16 protein-coding genes are annotated in these 17,006 nt (G+C 68.1%); 3 read left to right on the forward strand and 13 right to left on the reverse strand.

Annotated features, from left to right (window positions below; translation table 11 throughout):
• The first annotated feature begins 69 nt into the window (after nucleotides 1-69).
• Genes ABDJ85_RS17710 through ABDJ85_RS17720 form a run of 3 tightly spaced genes read left to right on the forward strand, consistent with a single transcriptional unit; the run spans nucleotide 70 to nucleotide 3,121 of the window.
• The gene (locus ABDJ85_RS17710; RefSeq protein WP_347706120.1) at nucleotides 70-1,332 is read left to right on the forward strand and encodes an oligosaccharide flippase family protein; all 1,263 of its coding nucleotides are present in this window, start codon (nucleotides 70-72) and stop codon (nucleotides 1,330-1,332) included.
• Entirely contained in the window at nucleotides 1,329-2,258 is a 930-nt protein-coding gene (locus ABDJ85_RS17715; RefSeq protein ID WP_347706121.1) for a glycosyltransferase, read from the forward strand. Before ABDJ85_RS17710 ends, ABDJ85_RS17715 begins: the two co-directional genes overlap by 4 nt.
• Nucleotides 2,255-3,121 carry a dTDP-4-dehydrorhamnose reductase family protein gene (locus ABDJ85_RS17720; protein WP_347706122.1) on the forward strand — a complete coding sequence of 289 codons (867 nt, stop codon included), beginning with the start codon at nucleotides 2,255-2,257 and terminating at the stop codon, nucleotides 3,119-3,121. Before ABDJ85_RS17715 ends, ABDJ85_RS17720 begins: the two co-directional genes overlap by 4 nt.
• On the opposite strand, the gene ABDJ85_RS17725 is transcribed toward ABDJ85_RS17720, so the two are convergent.
• From ABDJ85_RS17725 to ABDJ85_RS17785, 13 genes are read right to left on the reverse strand one after another with little or no spacing between them, the layout of a single operon-like run.
• The gene (locus ABDJ85_RS17725; RefSeq protein WP_347706123.1) at nucleotides 3,067-4,284 is read right to left on the reverse strand and encodes a glycosyltransferase family 4 protein; all 1,218 of its coding nucleotides are present in this window, start codon (nucleotides 4,282-4,284) and stop codon (nucleotides 3,067-3,069) included. The genes ABDJ85_RS17720 and ABDJ85_RS17725 overlap by 55 nt on opposite strands.
• Entirely contained in the window at nucleotides 4,281-5,504 is a 1,224-nt protein-coding gene (locus ABDJ85_RS17730; protein WP_347706124.1) for a glycosyltransferase family 4 protein, read from the reverse strand. Before ABDJ85_RS17730 ends, ABDJ85_RS17725 begins: the two co-directional genes overlap by 4 nt.
• 5 nt (nucleotides 5,505-5,509) lie before the next feature.
• Nucleotides 5,510-6,643, reverse strand: a complete 1,134-nt coding sequence (wecB, locus tag ABDJ85_RS17735; protein ID WP_347706125.1) for a non-hydrolyzing UDP-N-acetylglucosamine 2-epimerase — start codon at nucleotides 6,641-6,643, stop codon at nucleotides 5,510-5,512.
• Nucleotides 6,640-7,749, reverse strand: coding sequence for a UDP-2-acetamido-2,6-beta-L-arabino-hexul-4-ose reductase (gene wbjC / locus ABDJ85_RS17740; protein WP_347706126.1), 1,110 nt, complete (start codon nucleotides 7,747-7,749; stop codon nucleotides 6,640-6,642). Before wbjC ends, wecB begins: the two co-directional genes overlap by 4 nt.
• A complete protein-coding gene (locus ABDJ85_RS17745; protein ID WP_347706127.1) occupies nucleotides 7,749-8,786 on the reverse strand; it encodes a polysaccharide biosynthesis protein in 1,038 nt (345 codons plus the stop codon). Before ABDJ85_RS17745 ends, wbjC begins: the two co-directional genes overlap by 1 nt.
• A 2-nt stretch (nucleotides 8,787-8,788) precedes the next feature.
• The gene (locus ABDJ85_RS17750; protein WP_347706128.1) at nucleotides 8,789-9,574 is read right to left on the reverse strand and encodes an AglZ/HisF2 family acetamidino modification protein; all 786 of its coding nucleotides are present in this window, start codon (nucleotides 9,572-9,574) and stop codon (nucleotides 8,789-8,791) included.
• 2 nt (nucleotides 9,575-9,576) lie between these two features.
• Nucleotides 9,577-10,200 carry an imidazole glycerol phosphate synthase subunit HisH gene (gene hisH / locus ABDJ85_RS17755; RefSeq protein WP_347706129.1) on the reverse strand — a complete coding sequence of 208 codons (624 nt, stop codon included), beginning with the start codon at nucleotides 10,198-10,200 and terminating at the stop codon, nucleotides 9,577-9,579.
• On the reverse strand, nucleotides 10,197-11,330 hold the full coding sequence (locus tag ABDJ85_RS17760) for an N-acetyl sugar amidotransferase (RefSeq protein WP_347706130.1): 1,134 nt from the start codon (nucleotides 11,328-11,330) through the stop codon (nucleotides 10,197-10,199). Before ABDJ85_RS17760 ends, hisH begins: the two co-directional genes overlap by 4 nt.
• 10 nt (nucleotides 11,331-11,340) lie before the next feature.
• Nucleotides 11,341-12,495 carry a glycosyltransferase family 4 protein gene (locus ABDJ85_RS17765; RefSeq protein ID WP_347706131.1) on the reverse strand — a complete coding sequence of 385 codons (1,155 nt, stop codon included), beginning with the start codon at nucleotides 12,493-12,495 and terminating at the stop codon, nucleotides 11,341-11,343.
• Entirely contained in the window at nucleotides 12,492-13,100 is a 609-nt protein-coding gene (locus ABDJ85_RS17770) for a CatB-related O-acetyltransferase (RefSeq protein ID WP_347706132.1), read from the reverse strand. Before ABDJ85_RS17770 ends, ABDJ85_RS17765 begins: the two co-directional genes overlap by 4 nt.
• A gap of 15 nt (nucleotides 13,101-13,115) precedes the next feature.
• A complete protein-coding gene (locus ABDJ85_RS17775) occupies nucleotides 13,116-14,507 on the reverse strand; it encodes a hypothetical protein (protein WP_347706133.1) in 1,392 nt (463 codons plus the stop codon).
• Nucleotides 14,504-15,859 (reverse strand): lipopolysaccharide biosynthesis protein, encoded by a 1,356-nt coding sequence (locus ABDJ85_RS17780; RefSeq protein WP_347706134.1) that lies wholly within the window; start codon nucleotides 15,857-15,859, stop codon nucleotides 14,504-14,506. The genes ABDJ85_RS17775 and ABDJ85_RS17780 overlap by 4 nt, the downstream gene beginning before the upstream one ends.
• 36 nt (nucleotides 15,860-15,895) lie before the next feature.
• Nucleotides 15,896-17,002 (reverse strand): DegT/DnrJ/EryC1/StrS family aminotransferase, encoded by a 1,107-nt coding sequence (locus ABDJ85_RS17785; protein WP_347706135.1) that lies wholly within the window; start codon nucleotides 17,000-17,002, stop codon nucleotides 15,896-15,898.
• Nucleotides 17,003-17,006 lie beyond the last annotated feature (4 nt).

The raw sequence follows: 17,006 nt of genomic DNA on the forward strand, positions 1-17,006 counted from the left end.
CTAGCGACAGGCTCCTAGAATTCCGCGCCCCTCACCCTTTCGTCACCGGCGCTCGCCCGTGCCCCGCCATTGAAGCTCGCCGGCCCCACGCTCCTCAACCTCATCGGCCTTGGCTTGCCGATGTTGTTGGGGCTGGCCTTGATCCCCAGCTTGCTGCTAGGACTTGGTGGCAGCCGCTTCGGGGTGCTGGCGCTGCTCTGGACGGTGGCGGCGTATTTCGGGCTGTTTGACTTTGGGCTCTCCCGAGCGTTGACGCAGGCGGTCGCGCGCTGCCGGGCCGCTGGCGATGCTGCCGCCGCGCGCGGCGTGGCGCGTGTGGGGCTGTGGGTCCTGGGCTTAGGGGGAGTGGTGCTGGGCTTGGTCTTGGCTGCTGTGGCGCCCTGGGTGGTGGGTAGCTGGCAGCAGGTGCCCGAGCCGGACAGGGCGATCCTCGCCTTGCGGGTGCTGGCGTTGGGCTTGCCCGGCTTCATCCTCAGCAGTGGTTATCGGGGCGTGCTGGAGGGCGCGCAGGCGTTCAAAGCGCTGAACCTGCTGCGCTTGCCGATGGGGGCCTGGACCTTTCTGGGCCCTTGGCTGGCCTTGCAGATCTGGGGGCCCGATCTGGTGGCCGTGGCCTGGATGCTGATGGCCGGGCGCTGGCTGGCTTGCCTGGCCCATGCCGCCGTGGTGGCGCGCGTGCTGGGACGCGGGCCCGTCACGCCGCCCGATGCTCGCGGCCTGCTCGTGGCAAGCGGCTGGCTGTCGGTTGTGGCAGGCGTGAACCCGCTGGTGGCGGCGGCGGATCGCTTCATCCTGGGCGCGCTGGCTTCGGCCCATGCCGTGGCCCAGTATGTGACGCCGCAGGAGTTGGTGACCAAGCTCAGTGTGCTGCCTGCCGCACTCACCTCCGCCCTGTTGCCGCAGTGGGTGCAGGCCGGGCCTGTGGGAGCGAAGCAAGCCTTGCTGCGAGCGCTGCGGCCACTGCTGTACCTGGTGCTGCCGCCGCTGCTTGTCCTGGCCATGGTGGCCGAACCCTTCTTGCAATGGTGGTTGCGCGCCGCCTTTGAGCCCGGCATCGTGCCGGTGCTGCAGGTCCTGTGTGTGGGCGTTGGCTTGAATGCCTTGGGCTATCTGCCTTCGACCTGGCTGCAAGCCTGCGGCGACTTCCGCAGCCTGGCCTGGGTGCAACTGGCGCTGCTACCGCCCTATGTGCTGCTGATGTGGTGGCTGTGCCAGCGCCATGGCGCCTTGGGCGCTGCCGCCAGCTGGACGTTGCGCATGGGCGCGGACGCTGCCTGGCTGTGGCTGCGTGCGCTGCGCACGCAGCCGGCCCCATCGGAGGCACAGCCGTGACCCAGCCTCTCGTCACCCTCGTCACACCCGCCCACAACCAGGGCGAATACCTGCGCGAGACCATGTTGAGCGTGCTGGCTCAGGACTACCCGCATCTCGAATACATCGTCATCGACGATGGCTCCAGCGACGAGACCTGGGCGGTGGCGCAGGCGGTGGCGGCCGAGCATCCGGGGCGGGTGCAGGTGCTGACGCAGGCCAATGCCGGGCAGTCGGCCACGCTGAACCGGGGCTGGGCGATGGCGCAGGGCGAGTTGCTCGGCTATCTCAGCTCGGACGATCGCCTAGAGCCCGGGGCGGTGCGGGGTCTTGTGGCCGCCTTGCAGGCCGCGCCGGCCTGTGCCGTGGCCTATGGGGACTTCAGGATCGTGGACGCGCAGGGCCACTTCATCCGCATGGCGCGGGCGCCCGCGTTCGACCAGCGCGCCTTGCTGGAGGACCTGGTCTGCGCGCCTGGCGTCGGGGCCTTGTTCCGGCGCGAGGTGTTTGCGCGCACGGGCGGCTGGGACGTCCAGCGCCGCCAGGTGCCGGACTTCGAGTTCTGGTTGCGCGCCAGTGAGGTGGGCGACTTTGTTCACCACCCTGCCTGCGTGGGCGACTACCGCATCCACGAGGGCTCAGCCTCGTTCAAGGTGATGCCGCCCGAGCGGGCCGATGAGATTCTGCGTGTGGTGCAGCAGCACTGGGCCCGGCGACCCGACACGCCACCGGCCGTTGCGCGCAGGTCCGTTGCGCGTGCGTTCACGCTTGCCGGCAAGAATCACGCGCAGTCGGGCCGTGTGGGGCAGGCCTTGCAGCGCTATGCCGCCGCGCTGCGTTTGCGCCCGGCCCTGCTGTTCGAGCCCGGCCTGTGGCGCCAGATCGTGGTGGGCTTTGTGCGGCGCTGGCATTTCAATCGGCAGATGGCGAAGGAGTCGAGCTCATGAGTGAACCCACCCTGCTGGTGATGGGGGCCAACGGCATGCTGGGGCATGTGGTGCTGCGCTGGTTTGCATCGCGCGGAGCCCATCGCGTGGTGGGCACGGTGCGCACCGAGGCTGCCGCCGAGCCACTGCGCGCGCAGTGCCCGCAGGCGGAGATCCGCGTTGGCGTGGATGCCACCAAGATGTCGGGGCTGCGCGCGCTGTTTGCCGAGGTCAAGCCCACGGCCGTCATCAACTGCGTTGGCATGGTCAAGCAGCTGGCGGGGGCAGACAGCCCGGCCACAGCCATCCCCGTCAACGCCATGCTGCCGCACCGGCTGTCGCGCCTGTGCGGCGACACGGGCGTGCGCCTGGTTCACATCAGCACCGACTGCGTGTTCTCGGGCTCACGGGGCCGCTACACCGAGGGCGACACGCCCGATGCCGAAGACCTCTACGGCCGCACCAAACTGATGGGTGAAGTCGAGGCGCCGCATGCCGTCACGCTGCGCACCTCCATCATTGGCCCCGAGCTGAACAGCACCCACGCCTTGCTGGGCTGGTTCCTCGCGTCCAAGGGCACGGTGCCGGGCTTCAGCAATGCCATCTTCTCGGCCCTGCCCACGGTGGAGCTGGCCCGGGTGATCGACGAGCATGTGCTGGCCCGGCCCGAGCTGCAGGGCATCTATCACGTGGTGGGCCCGAGCATCAACAAGTGCGACCTGCTGAAGCTGGTGGCCAAGGTTTACCGCAGCGACACGCAGGTGAGCGAGGAGCCCAACCCGGTGGTGGACCGCTCGCTCGACGGCCGCCGCTTCGAGGCGGCAACCGGCTATCGCTCGGCCGACTGGCCGGCCTTGCTTGAAGGCATGCGCGCCTTCGGCTGAAGCGCGGCGCGCAGCAGATCGCGGGTCTGCGCCACGGCGGGTGATGCGGCGAGGGCGTGCTCGGCATAGGCCCGGCATTGCGGGCGCGTGGCGGCCAATGCGTCGGGGTCCAGCGCATCCAGCCAGGCCACGAAGGCTTGCGGGTCGTTCAGCGGCAGGTCGGCCCCCACGCCGGCCGCTTGCAGCTGGCGCCAGGGCGTGCGGTCGCTGAGCAGCACGGCGCAGCCGCAGAGCAGGGCTTCCTGCACCACATAGCCGTGGTTCTCGCTCAGGCTGGGCAGGAAGAGCAGGTCCTGCGCGGCCAGCAGGGGCGGCACGGCGGCAGGCGCTTGCGGGCCTAGGTAGCTGGCCTGGATGTGCGCGGGCAGGGCTTGCAGGCGGGCCTGGCAGTCGGCCCACACGGCGGCGTTGCCGATGGGGCCGGCGATGCTGAACTCGACCGGCCGCGAGACGCGCGCCAGCACGTCGATGGCAAAGCCGAGGTTCTTGACCGGGTCGATGCGGGAGAGGAACAGCACGCGCAGTGGCCCTGGTGCATGCGCAGTGAGCGCTGGTGCCGGGAAGTCGGCCAAGGGTGGTGGCAGGTCGGGCGCGATGTGGGCCCGGGCGCCCACGGCGCGCTCGATGGCCGCCGCTTCCTCTACTTGCGTGGCATGCCATTGCGCTCGCGCCAGCAAACCCAGGCCGCGCAGCAGGGCCAGGTAGAGCCGCTTGGCCAGGGGGCGCTGCGCCAGGGCACCCGGCATCAGCTCGCCGCGTGGGGCGATCAGCAGTGGCGGCGCATTGGTCCCGCGCCGACGCGCCCAGAGCAGGGGCAGCAGGGCCAGGTCAGGCGCCATCAGGCTTTGCAGGTAGATCAGGTCGAAGGGCTCAGCCAAGGTGGCGTGCAGCACCTGCCTGCCGGCCTGCCCGCGGGCCAGGTAGCGCAGATCGAGGCCGGTGGCGCGGCGGGCGGCGTCGCGCGCGGCCTCGGGGTAGGTCGTGGGGCTGCGCAGGTCGTGGTCACGGGCGAGGACGGTGAAGTCGAATTCGTCCTTCAGCGCTGCGGTGAGTGCCTGCACGGCGCGGACCGAGCCGCCGCCTTGCTCGGCCGGCAGGAAGTAGGGGCTGAGCAGCAGCACCCGGGGGCGGCGCGGGGAGGCGGGCGCCGCCGTCGTGCTCATGACCGGGCCTCGGCCAGCAGGCGCTCAAGCTGGGTGATCAAGGTCGCGCGGTCGAACTCGCGCTGGCCGTAGGCACGCGCCTTGGCGGCCATGTCGGCGCGCGCCTCGGGCGGCAGGGTGGCCATCTGCAGCGCGAGTCGGGCGAGCTGTGCGCCATCTCCGGCAGGCGCCACCAGGCCCGCGCCAGCCTCGCGCACCACCTGCGCACCTTCGCCGTCGATCATGGCCAGGATGGGCCGGCCGGCGGACAGATAGGCCGAGACCTTGCCGGGGATGGTCATCGCAAAGATGGGCTCGGCGCGCAGCGAGACGATCAAGGCATCGGCGCCCTTGAAGAACTCGGGCATGCGCTCCAGCGGGTGGCGGCCGAGCATGAAGACGGTGTGCTGCAGGCCACGGGCCTCGATCTGCTCGCGGATCCAGGCGGCCTGGCGGCCATCGCCGACGATCAACCAGTGCAGGTCAGGGCGGTGCCGGGTAGCCTCGGCAGCGTCGAGCAGGGCGGGGAAGTCCTGCGCATCGCCCAGGTTGCCGGCGAACATGAGCTTGAAGCAGCCGGCGTGCGGAGCCAGCTCGGGCGCTTCGACGACATCGTCCAGCCCGGCATCAAAAGTGGCCTCGCCCCATTGCGGGAAGTAGCGCGTCTTCTCGGGCGTTTGCGACCAGCGCTCGATGGCGGGAAAGAAGCCCTTGGACTGCGCCAGGATCAGATCGCAACGCTTGTAGATGAAGCGCACCAGAGCGCCAACGGCGTTGAGCCCTCGCTCCGAGCGCACCATGCCCACGGCCGAGAGCGTGTCGGGCCACAGGTCCAGCACCCAGAGCAAGAGCGGCGCGCCTTTGAGGCGCCGCAGCAGCACGGCGGGCAGGGCCGAGGTGATGGGCGAAGTCTCGAAGCAGAAGATGGCGTCGAAGCGCCGGCCGCGCAGCCGCCAGGGCCCAAGCACGCAGCCCCAGAAGACGAAGCTCCAGTAGTTGAGCAGCAGCCGCAGCGAGCCCTGACCGCGCGGGCGCAGCGGCAGGCGGATCACCTCCGCGCCGTGGTACTGGGCAAAGGCGGCGGGGTCGGCCACGTAGTCGTCAAACAGGCTGCCGCCGGGGTAGTTGGGGCGGCCGGTGAGCACGGTGACTTCGTGGCCACGCGCACGCAGCTCCGAGACGATCTCGTTGACGCGGAAGACCTCGGGCCAGAAGTACTGGCTGACGACGAGGACGCGCATCGATGTCAGTCGTATTGGCGCCAGACGACGCGCTTCACGTAGTCGGTGTAGCTGTGCAAGATGCGCACGACCTTGTCGGACACATTGGGCATGCTGTAGTCGGCCACCAGGCGCAGGCTGCGCTCATCGCCGCGCGGCTGGGTGGCGAGGACGGCGAGGCCCTGGCGCACGCGTTCAACAGAGAGCCCGGTCATCATCACCGAGGCCTCTTCCATGCCCTCGGGGCGCTCATGGGCCTCGCGCAGGTTGAGGGCCGGGAAGTTGAGGATGGAGGACTCTTCGGTGATGGTGCCGCTGTCGGACAGCACGGCGCGGGCCGAGCGCTGCAGGCGCACGTAGTCGAGGAAGCCCAGCGGCTTCATCAGCCGCACGCCGGGGTGGAATTTCACGCCTTCGGCGTCGATGCGCTTCTGGGTGCGCGGGTGCGTGGAGACGATGACGGGCAGGCCATGGTCCTCGGCCACCGCGTTGAGCACGCCGCAGAGCTTGCCGAAGGTGCGCGGCGATTCGATGTTCTCCTCGCGGTGGGCGCTGACCACGAAGTAGCCGAACTCGGTGAGGCCGAGGCGCTGCAGCACGCTGGAGGCGTCGATGCCGGCGCGGTAGTGATTCAAGACCTCGAACATCGGGCTGCCGGTCTTGATGACCTGGTCGGGCGGCAGGCCTTCGCGCAGCAGGTAGTCGCGGGCGATGCTGCTGTAGGTGAGGTTGATGTCGGCCGTGTGGTCGACGATGCGGCGGTTGGTCTCCTCGGGCACGCGCATGTCGAAGCAGCGGTTGCCGGCCTCCATGTGGAAGATGGGCACCTTGCGGCGCTTGGCCGCGATGACGGCGAGGCAGGAGTTGGTGTCGCCGAGCACCAGCATCGCCTCGGGCTGCTCGGTCTCCAGCACGCGGTCCACGCCGGCGATGACGTTGCCGATGGTCTGCGCGGCGCTGCCCTGGGCGGCGTTGAGGAAGTGGTCGGGCTTCTTGACGCCGAGGTCGTCGAAGAAGACCTGGTTGAGCTCGTAGTCGTAGTTCTGGCCGGTGTGCACGAGCACGTGCTCGCAGTGCTGGTCCAGCGCGGCCATCACGCGCGAGAGGCGGATGATCTCGGGCCGGGTGCCGACGACGGTCATCACCTTCAAACGCTTCATGATGTCTTGACCTTCATGCCGGTGGTGTCGGGGCGGGCGCGGTCGAAGTTCTCGTTGGCCCAGAGCATGACGATGAGCTCGTCGTCCCCGATGTTGGTGATGTTGTGGGTCCAGCCCGGGATGGTCTCGACGATCTGGGCCTCGCCGCCGCGCGTGACGATCTCGTGCGTCTCGCCAGTGTCAATCTGCCGGAAGCCGAAATGCGCGGTGCCCTTGATGACCAGGAACTTCTCGGTCTTGGTGTGGTGGTAGTGCTCGCCGCGCGTGATGCCGGGGCCGGCCGTGAAGTAGCTGAACTGGCCGGCGTCGGGCGTCTTGAGCATCTCGACGAAGACGCCGCGCGGGTCGGCATGCCGGGGCACCTGGTAGGCAAAGCCTTCAGGGGGCAGGTAGCTGACGTAGGTGGCGTAGAGCGCGCGCTTGAGGCCGGTGCCTACGGCGTCGATCAGCAGGCTGTCGCGCGTGGCACGGAAGCCCCGCAGGGTCTCGGCCAGCTCGCCGACTGTGGTCTCGTAGGTGCGCGCAATCTCGACAAAGCCGCCGGGCGGGCGGCCCAGCAGCGAGAGGAAGTGGTCGAGCACGTCGTCGATATAGACCAGGCGCAGCGGCGCAGCCGGGTCGTTGATGGTGACGGGCAGGTCGCGCGCGATGTTGTGGCAGAAGGTGGCCACCACCGAGTTGTAGTTGGGCCGGCACCATTTGCCGAACACATTGGTCAGGCGGTAGATGTAGACCGGCACGCCGCAGACGCGGCTGTAGCGCAGCAGCGCGTCTTCGGCGGCGCGCTTGCTCTGGCCGTAGGTGTTGTCCAGCAAGGCCTGGGTGGACGAGGCAAAGGCCACCGGCGGGCGCCCGGGCAGGCTGCCGAGGATGGACACGAGGCGCAGGCTGAAGTCGGCATTGCCATCGTCGAACTCGACAGGGTCTTGCGGGCGGTTGACACCCGCGAGGTGGAAGACGAAGTCCAGGCCCTGCAGCTGCGCGATCAGCGTGGCGTCATCGACCTCGTGCGAGATCAGCCGGATCTCGTGCGACTGCAGCTCGCGCAGCCGCCACTGCAGGTTGCGGCCGACAAAGCCGGAGGCGCCGGTGATGCCGATCTTCATCAGTCTTCCGCGGTCACGTTGGCTTCACCGGCTGCGATGCGGCGCATGAAGTCGAGCTTGTGCAGCAGGGCGGTCATGCCAGCCACGTCGAGCTGCTCGGTGTTGTGCGAGGTGTAGTCGGTGGCTTCCTGGATGCGGGATTCACCTTGCTCGACGTACTTGGTGTAGTTGAGGTCGCGGCCATCGGCGGGGATGCGGTAGTAGCCGCCCAGGTCTTCGGCGGCGGCGCGCTCCTCGCGGCTGAGCAGGGCTTCGTAGAGCTTCTCGCCGTGGCGGGTGCCGATCTCGCGGATGGGGTGCTGCGGCGTGCCCAGCACGCCCAGCACGGCCTCGGCCAGCACGCGGATGGTGGCCGCTGGGGCCTTCTGCACAAAGATGTCGCCATTGCGGCCGTGCTCGAAGGCGTAGAGCACCAGTTCGACCGCGTCGTCCAGCGTCATCATGAAGCGCGTCATCTCCGGGTCGGTGATGGTGATGGGCTGGCCCGCACGCACCTGGCTCACGAAGAGCGGGATGACGGAGCCGCGTGAGGCCATCACATTGCCGTAGCGGGTGCCGCAGATGACGGTGCCCGTGCCCTCCAGGTTGCGCGAGGCAGCGACCATGACCTTCTCCATCATGGCCTTGGAGATGCCCATGGCATTGATGGGGTAGACGGCCTTGTCGGTGGACAGGCAGACCACGCGCTGAACGCGGGCCTGGATGGCGGCCTCCAGCACGTTCTCGGTGCCGAGCACATTGGTGCGCACGGCCTCCATGGGGTGGAACTCGCAGGACGGCACCTGCTTGAGCGCGGCCGCGTGGAAGCAGTAGTCCACGCCACGCATGGCGCCAGCCACGGCACGCGGGTCGCGCACGTCGCCGATGTAGAACTTGAGCTTGGACGATGCGTACCTCTTGCGCATGTCGTCCTGCTTCTTCTCGTCGCGGCTGAGGATGCGGATCTCGCGCAGGCCGGAGTCGAGGAAGCGGCGCAGCACGGCGTTGCCGAAGCTGCCGGTGCCGCCGGTGATGAGGAGGACTTTGTCGTCAAACATGGTCAGCGGGGCAGGGCGGTGGCAAAGAGCGCGTCCTTCTGGGCGGGCTGCGGATAGTTGATAAGCACGGCGCGGTACTGGCCCTTGAAGACGAACAGGCTGCCGGCCGCGCAGCCGACGACGCCACAGGCGCGGATCAGGGCCTCGATGTCGGCCAGCGAGCCGGCGCCGCCCAGCACGCTCATGGGGATGCGCAGGGCCGCGCGCATCTGCTTGGCCAGGTCGAGGTCGTAGCCCTTCATCGTGCCGTCGCGCTCAACCGAGTTGATCACGATCTCGCCGGCGCCTTGGGCCTGGCATTCCCGGGCGAAGGCGATGGGGTCCAGCTTGTGGGCGCGGGTGGCGTTGTGGCTGCAAAGCTCGTAGCCGCTGGCAAAGAAGCCGGTCTTCTTGCGCACGTCCAGCACCACGACCACGCTCTGGCCACCCACGGCGTCGGCGATGCGGCGGATGCAGCCGGGGTCTTCCAGGGCGGCACTGCTCAGGCAGACCTTCTCGACCCCCAGCTCGATGATGCGCTTGGCCTGCTCGGGGGTCGAGACACCGCCACCATAGGCCAGGGGCATGCGGCACTCGGCGGCCAGGTCCTGGATCAGCTTGTAGTCGGGCTCCTTGCCCAGGCGCGTGGCGTCGATGTCGAGCACGATGAGCTCGTCAGATTCCTTCTCGTTGAAGATCTTGACGGCATTGATCGGGTCGCCGACGTAGGTGGGGTCCTTGAAGCCGACCGTCTTGACGAGGCCGCTCTCATGGACGAGCAGGCAGGGGGTGATGCGGGGGCGCAGCATGCTCAGGCCTCCAGCTGAGAGAAGTTGCGCAGCAGCGCGGCGCCCCAGTGGTGGCTCTTCTCGGGGTGGCCTTGCATGCCATAGATGCAACCGCGCCGGACCGAGGCGGTGAAGCGCCCGCCGTAGTCCGCCTCGGCGGCCACGTCGGCAGCATCCTGGCACTCGAAGTGGAAGGAGTGCAGGAAGTAAAAGCGCGCGTCCTGCTCCAGCCCGGCAAACAGCGGCGCGGCGGGCAGCGGGGCCACGTCGTTCCAGCCCATGTGGGGCAGGGGCAGGCCGTCCATGCGGCCGGTGCTTTCAAAGTGCCGCACGCGGCCCGGCACCCAGGCGAGGCCACGGGCCTGGCCCTCCTCGCTGCTCTCGGCCAGCATCTGCATGCCGACGCAGATGCCGAGGATGGGCGTGCGGCCCCGTGCCGCCACGGCGTCCAGGGCCTCGCGCATGCCGGAGGCGTTGAGGCGGTTCATCGCGTCGTCGAAGCCGCCCACGCCGGGCAGGATGATGTGGCTCGCGTCCTCGATCTCGGCCGGCGTCGTGGCAAAGCGCGTGGCGATGCTCATGCGCTTGTACATGGTGGCCAGGGCGCCGATGTTGCCGACGCCGTAGCTGACGATGGTGACCGTCACCGGATGATGGCCCGCTGGATACCCAAGGCGCGCAGCACCTTGGTGCCGAGTTCAATGAGCGCCATGTCGTTGGCGTAGTCCTTGTAGGTCTTGTTTTCGCCGGCGTGCAGGGCTTGCAGTTCGGCCACGGAGAGGCCCAGCTTGGTGGCGATGTATTCGAAGTCCTGCGCCAGCGCGTCCTCGGTGTAGGCGGGGATGGCGATCTTGGCCAGCGCGTCCTCACGCTTCAGTTGCCCCGTGAGGATGAGGCTGGAGAAGTGCGCACGGCGCTTGTCGTAGCCGAACTTGCTGGGCAGCCAGTAGCCCTCGTAGAAGCGCGTGAAGCGCGACTCGTAGTGCTTGTGCGCGTACTTCTGCCAGCCGTACTTGGCCACCAGCTCGTCCATCGCCGCTTCCTTGAAGAAGGGCACGTTGTTGAGCGGCTTGACGACCTGCACGCCCTTGAAGAAGCGGTAGTAGATCTTGAACTTGAAGATCCCGGCGAGCGGGAACTTCTTCAAAGGCCGGGTGCCGAAGCGGCGGTGGATGTCGCGCAGCTGGCGCACGTCGGACGCGTGGTAGTGCCACTCCAGCGGCTCGCGCACGCACTCAGTCGAGTAGTTGGCGCCGGTCAGGATGTACTTGGCGTTGTGCTTGGCCGCGAAGTTGTACAGGCCGGCGAAGAAGGCGTGGTCCTGCGGCGTGTCCAGGTGCGGCACCTGGGCCTTGAAAAAGGCCAGCTGCAGGTCGCGCATCTCGGGCCAGTCCACCACCTCGGTGAAGAGGTCGAGCCCGAGGCCATCAACGAGCTTCTCGATGTTGTTGACCGCCTGCTGCGAATTCCAGCCCGCGTCCACGTGATAGAGCAGCGGCCGCAGGCCGAACTTCTCCTTGGCCAGGTAGGTCACGTAGCTGCTGTCCACCCCACCCGACAGCCCGATCAGGCAGTCATGGTCACGGCCCTGGCCGTCGCGCTTCATGCGCTCCACCACGGCCATGATCTCGCGCTCACCGCGCTCGTCGGTGTGCCAGTTGGGGAGGATGTTGCGGTGGTAGTTGTTGCAGTAGTCGCACCAGCCGCGCTCGTCGAACACGATGCCGGAATCGGACGTGTCCATGATGCAGTTGGAGCAGATTTGGTAGGGGCGCATGGTGGGGGAGCTAGGGCGAGGCCGGTGGGGCGAGGCGCCTTGCGAGCTCGGTGTAGTCGAGGTTCTGGCGCGCGAAGGCCAGGGACCGCTGCTTCATCTCCTCGACCTGCTGGGGGGCGCGTGCCAGCGCCTGCATGGCGTCTGACAGCGAGGTCTGCGAGTTGATGAGGAAGCCGTTGTTCACGAAAAGGGCTCGGTGGCTGGGGACGTCCGACACAACCAGGGCGCAGCGGCAGCACATGCTGGTCTGGGTCGTCGCGGTTTGCCCTGAGGGTTGCAGGAACACGTCAGCGGCGCAAAGCACATCTTCCAGCTCTTGAGGGGACTTCCAGCCCAGGAACCGGATCCGAGGGTCTGAAGCGATCAAGGCCTCACAGCTTTCGGCGTCGTCCACGATGGTGCCGACGATCCAGAACCTCAAGTGCTCCGAAGGCGTCCCGACAAAGGCACGCAGTGCGTCTGGCAGCAGTTTGTTGGCCGTGATTTTGCCCGATTGCACGATGACGATTTCCGCCTCAGCAACGCCGTGGGCTTGCCGGACCTGGTGGCGCCGTGCGTGGTAGTCGGCGTCGTCGTGGATGTGGCCCGCCAGCGGAAAGAGATCGACCTGGCTGCGGGGCACGCGGTAGAAGTCGGTGGCGAACTGGATGGACTCGACGGTGATGCACAGCACCCGCCGCACCACGTCGAGCACGCTGCGCAGGATGGGGCGGTAGAAGCTGGCGTGCAGCAGCTGCCGGGACACCCAGCCCCGGGCACTGTTGTTGAAGTCCTCGTGGCAGTCGACATAGAGCTGCACGTCGGGGTGGGCGCGCGCATAGCGGGCCACGGTCAGCAGCTCCCAGGCGCACATGCCATGGAAGAGGATCACGTCCGGCTTCAGCTCTTCCAGCCATCGCCGCACACCGGGGTAGGCGCGCACCTTGCGCGCCAGCGTGGCGGGCAGGCCGGCGCGGTAGGGCAGCCGGATGACGCGCGCCCCGTCGGTGCCCAGGTAGTCAGCGGGCTCCACGTAGCAGGGCTTGCGCTCGGCATCGAAGGACTCGGTCGACGCAATGATGGTGACCTGATGCCCGTCCTTCACATGCTGGGCGGGCAGGTGGTTCTCCTGGTAGCCGTAGCCGTCTATGTAGAAGCAGGAGAGGCAGAGGTGGACGATCTTCATGCGGCGTCCAGCCGGGCCAGGAAGGCGACGGGGTCGGTTATCACCGGCCCGAATTCCCGCAAGCGTGCGTCGGGCCAGGTCCACCATTCGCTGCGCAGCAGGCCCTCAACGATCTGCGGCTCGAAGCGATGCCGGATCAGGCGCGCCGGGTTGCCAGCCACGACGGCGTAGGGCGGCACGTCGTGGGTGACCACGGCGCCCATGCCGATGATGGCGCCGTGTCCAATGCGCACGCCGGCCTTCACGAAGGCTCCGTCGCCGATCCAGACGTCGGCGCCGATGCGCGTGCGGAGCTGGGGCAGGTAGTCGTGCCGCGCGAACTTGGTCGTCACGCTGTCCTTGTGCGCCAGGAAGACCGGGCTGGTGGACACGAAGTGAGCCGGATGGGCGACGCCGCCGATGCAAAGGTGGCTGGCCAGCGAGCAGAAAGGCCCGAGCTCGACATTGAGCAACTGGCAGTCATAGCCGACGAAACTGTGGCGGTCGACCGTGCAGTCGACCAGTGTGCTGCCCGAATGCACGCGTGAGGTCGCGTGCACGCGGGTGTTGCGCAGGGCCGTGCCGCGCGCGACCTTCACGAATTTCGACCAGAGGTAGGCAAGCATGGTGGACGGGGCGCCTCAGGCGATGGGCGCTTTGGGTTTGGCGCCGTGCAGGACCGCAAGCCAGAAGACGCCGCCAAAGGACAGCATCGTGGTGAAGAAATTGCCGTTCGTGAGCGAGATGCCCACGGGTAGCAAGGCCAGGGTGCTGAACAGCGGAGGCCACCCCCGTGAGACGCGCCCCAGCAGCCACAGCCAGCCGGTAAAGACGACGCCGATGCACAGCACGCCAACAGCGCCAGCAGCAGCAATGCCGTCGCCCGCGAACAGGTTGGCGTTCACGTTGAAGATGGGATTGTTGTAGGTCCGGTCACCCACCATGTAGCCGAGGTTGGGCCAGAGTGAATCGCCATGGGCATAGGCGGGGGGCGGGATCAGCAGATCGACGCCCTTCACGTGCGTCCAGGCCGTGTGGCCGATCTGCGAGAAGAGGTCCTCATACTGGCTGAGCGTCAGCCCGGGGATGGCGATCGTCCGGAAGGTCAGCAGCAGGGCGAACAGGGCCGCCACGAGATCAACCTCCTGGTACTGGCTGGACAGCAGCATGGCCACGGCCAGCACGGCGAGGATGAACTCAGCCGCCGCATGGCGGCTCCGGCGGCCGTTGAGCAGCAAGTACATCAGGACCAGGATGATCGGCAGCAGCAGGATGGTGCGCTGCGCGGTGATGGCATACATGGTCAAGCCGCCGGCCAGGCCGCCGAGGATCATCCAGTAGCGACGGCGCAGCAGCCCGAGCAGCAACAGCGTGGGGTTGAAGACGTTGGAGAAGTAGGTTTGCAGGTAACCCAGCACGGCACTGTCGGCGGTTCCCGAGACCCGCTGCTCGTACACCATGGCCTGGTCGTCGAGCGATGCGAAGCCCATCACCGAGTGGTAGTTGCCCAGCAGGGCGAGCATGCAGCCCAGCCAGACCCAGCAAGTGAAGCGCTCAAGCGCGCGGCTGGGCCCCTGCGAGGGCAGCCTATCAACCGGGTTGGGCGCGCGCCGCCAGAGCGTGAGCCCGACCGCGATGAAGACGGCAGACAAGGCCAGCAGGAACGGGCCGTAGACATCGAGCGCGTCCGTGCGGAGCAACAGCGAGGTCACCAGCCCAGGGATGTAGACATTGGCATAGAGCAGGAAGGCGACGAGGGCCTGGGGCGACGACAGCACCGGGCATTGCACCAGCGCTGTTGCGATGAGCAGGACCGCGCCAAATGCGAGTCGGTTGCTGTCGAGGGGCTCGTAGGTGAAGCCGAAGTAGTTCCAGACCGGAGAGAGGTAGGTCACGTAGGCGTCATAGAAGGCGCCGGTGAACAGCAGCACGAAGGCCAGGAACACGAGCCGACGCTCCAGCGAAATGGAGACGCCTCGATCGCCGGCGGCGATGCCCGAAGGCAGGGTGGCCAGGGCAGGGGTCGGTGTCATGCGTGCACCAGCCGGCCAGCACCAGCGGCGAGCACGGCGCCGCCCACCCAGGCCGCCACCGGGCGTGCCTGCGCCAGCATTTCGCGCAGCGCGGAACGGCCGCTGGCCCCAACCGCCCACAAGATAACCAACAGGTAGGCCAGGTAAAAGACGCCGCCCGAGAGCGCATACACCTCAGGGGTCCACGCCGCAGCCCAGTGCAGGCTCAGCAACACCAGGCCCACGCGCAGCGCCAGCCCACCCAGCTGCAACATCAGCGCGGCGCGCTGACGCGAACACACGTGCAGTGCCATGGATAGCGGCACCGCCAGGAACTGCAGCAGGAACCACGGGGTCATCCAGCTCAGCAGGTGCCCGGCACGCTGCCACTGGGCCCCAAAGACGAGTGGAAACAGCAACGGGGCCAGGATGCCAACGGCCAGCAGGGGGCCAGCGCCGGCACGAACCAGGTTGCCGAGCACCGCGACGCTGAAGGCGCCGAGCTGGCCCTGACGCAGAGACTCTGGCGCGCGCGACAGGTAGGCCTGGCTGATGGCGGTGCCAATGAGGGACAGGGGCGCCTGGGCCGCAAACATGGCCATGGACAGCTGGCCGGCCTCGGCCGGGGCCACCTGCGCGGCGATCAGGATCACCGGCAGTTGGATGGCGGCACTGTTGGCCAGCGCTTCAGCGGTGGAGTAGAGCGGGAAACGCCGGTAGGCCTTGGCCTGCGGCCAGAGCCGCTGCAGCGGGGTGGCGCGCCAGGCCGACCAGGCGGCCCTGCCCATGACCAGGCTGCCCACGCCCGCGTTGAGCACATTGCCCAGCAGCAGCCCGACGGGATGACCGGTGGTGGCTCCGACGGCGAGTTGGGTGCCTGCGCCGCAGGCGGACTGGGCCACCCGGCTGCGCGCCAGCAAGCCAAAGGCTTTGCGCCTCACGGACCAGGCCTGCATCGTGGCGAAGGCGCCTGCTGCCAAGAGTCCGAGCGGAAACAGCCACAGGTAGGGCGCCAATCCTGGCTGGCCCAGTCGCGCCACGAGCCAGTCGGGCGCCAGGGCCACGACGAGGGCGAGCAGCAGGCTGGTGCCAACGCAGCAGGCCAGCGACAGCACGACAAGCTCCTGAGCTTGCGTATCGCTTTCGGGCAGCGCGATCGCGAGCTCGTAGCGCAAGCAGGCGGCCACGGACAGCACGGCCAGGCAGCCGGCGAAGACAGCCAGCAGTCCGAAGTGCTCCGGGCTGTAGAGCCGAGAGAGCAGCGGCATCGAGACCGCCGTGATGCCATGGGCCACGACCGCACCACTGGCCAGCACCATCACCGCGCGCGCAAAGGCGCCGGGCGGCTCGGGATGTGGCGCTTGTGGCTTCATCGGGGAGGCGGGCAAACCTGGCGCAGACCTCGCCGCTCAGACTTGGGTTGTGGCGGAGCGCAGGGCTTGCACGACGCGCTCCTGCGTCGCGGCGTCCAGGTCGGCACTCATCGGCAGGCTCATCACCACATCAGCCGCCCAGTTCGAGTGCGGGAAGGCCTCGGCCGGGCAGTCGGGCACGGCGTAGGCGGGTTGCTTGTGCAAGGGGCGCGGGTAGTGGACGGCGGTCGGGATGCCCTGCTGCTTGAGCGCCTCGACGACCGCAGGACGGTTGGCGACCTTGACGGTGTACTGAGCCCACACGCAGTCGCGGTCGGGCGCAACCTGCAGCAGCTCCACCGGCGCGCCGCTGGCGCGGATGAGTTCGGCATAGCGGGCACCGATGCGCTTGCGCTCCTCGATCTCCCACTCGAAGCGTTCCAGCTTGCCCAGCACGATGGCGCATTGCAGGGTATCCATGCGGCCACCGACGCCGACGCGGGTGTGCAGGTAGCGCTGGCTCTGGCCGTGTGTGCGGATCTCGCGCATGGCTTGGGCCAGCACGTCGTCATTGGTGAAGAGCGCGCCGCCATCCCCGTAGCAGCCCAGCGGTTTGCTGGGGAAGAAGCTGGTGGCGCCGATGCGCGAGACATTGCAGCTCTTCCTGCCCTTGTAGGTGGCACCAAAGCTCTGGGCGGCGTCCTCGATCACGCTGAGGCCGTGGCGGGCCGCGATGGCGTTGATCTCGTCCATGTCGGCCACCTGGCCGTAGAGGCCGACCGGCATGATGGCGCGGGTGGCCGGGGTGATGGCGGCTTCAATCAGGGCGGGGTCGATGTTGCAGTCGCCGGGCTTGATGTCGACGAACACCGGCTTGGCGCCGGCCAGCACGATGGTCTCGGCGGTGGCGGCAAAGGTGAAGGGCGTGGTGATGACCTCGTGGCCGGGGCCAATGCCTTCGGCCATGAGGGCAATCAAGAGGGCCTCGGTGCCGCTGGCGACGGTGATGCAGTGTTTGGCGCCGGTGTAGGCGGCAAGCTTGGCCTCCAGCTCGGCGACCTCAGGGCCCATGATGAATTGGCCATGATCGAGCACGGCCTGGATGCGCGCGTTGATGCTGGGCTTGAGGGCTTGGTATTGGGACTTGAGGTCGATGAACTGCATGCGG

The sequence above is a fragment of the Roseateles paludis genome (genome assembly GCF_039872745.1).
Taxonomy (GTDB): domain Bacteria; phylum Pseudomonadota; class Gammaproteobacteria; order Burkholderiales; family Burkholderiaceae_C; genus Pelomonas; species Pelomonas paludis.

Excerpts from the sequence above, each read along its gene's own strand:
- ABDJ85_RS17720 (WP_347706122.1), top strand. The coding sequence starts at position 2,255 with ATGAGTGAACCCACCCTGCTGGTGATGGGGGCCAACGGCATGCTGGGG.
- ABDJ85_RS17725 (WP_347706123.1), bottom strand. The coding sequence starts at position 4,284 with ATGAGCACGACGGCGGCGCCCGCCTCCCCGCGCCGCCCCCGGGTGCTG.
- ABDJ85_RS17730 (WP_347706124.1), bottom strand. The coding sequence starts at position 5,504 with ATGCGCGTCCTCGTCGTCAGCCAGTACTTCTGGCCCGAGGTCTTCCGC.
- wecB (WP_347706125.1), bottom strand. The coding sequence starts at position 6,643 with ATGAAGCGTTTGAAGGTGATGACCGTCGTCGGCACCCGGCCCGAGATC.
- wbjC (WP_347706126.1), bottom strand. The coding sequence starts at position 7,749 with ATGAAGATCGGCATCACCGGCGCCTCCGGCTTTGTCGGCCGCAACCTG.
- ABDJ85_RS17745 (WP_347706127.1), bottom strand. The coding sequence starts at position 8,786 with ATGTTTGACGACAAAGTCCTCCTCATCACCGGCGGCACCGGCAGCTTC.
- ABDJ85_RS17750 (WP_347706128.1), bottom strand. The coding sequence starts at position 9,574 with ATGCTGCGCCCCCGCATCACCCCCTGCCTGCTCGTCCATGAGAGCGGC.
- ABDJ85_RS17760 (WP_347706130.1), bottom strand. The coding sequence starts at position 11,330 with ATGCGCCCCTACCAAATCTGCTCCAACTGCATCATGGACACGTCCGAT.
- ABDJ85_RS17765 (WP_347706131.1), bottom strand. The coding sequence starts at position 12,495 with ATGAAGATCGTCCACCTCTGCCTCTCCTGCTTCTACATAGACGGCTAC.
- ABDJ85_RS17770 (WP_347706132.1), bottom strand. The coding sequence starts at position 13,100 with ATGCTTGCCTACCTCTGGTCGAAATTCGTGAAGGTCGCGCGCGGCACG.
- ABDJ85_RS17775 (WP_347706133.1), bottom strand. The coding sequence starts at position 14,507 with ATGACACCGACCCCTGCCCTGGCCACCCTGCCTTCGGGCATCGCCGCC.
- ABDJ85_RS17780 (WP_347706134.1), bottom strand. The coding sequence starts at position 15,859 with ATGAAGCCACAAGCGCCACATCCCGAGCCGCCCGGCGCCTTTGCGCGC.
- ABDJ85_RS17785 (WP_347706135.1), bottom strand. The coding sequence starts at position 17,002 with ATGCAGTTCATCGACCTCAAGTCCCAATACCAAGCCCTCAAGCCCAGC.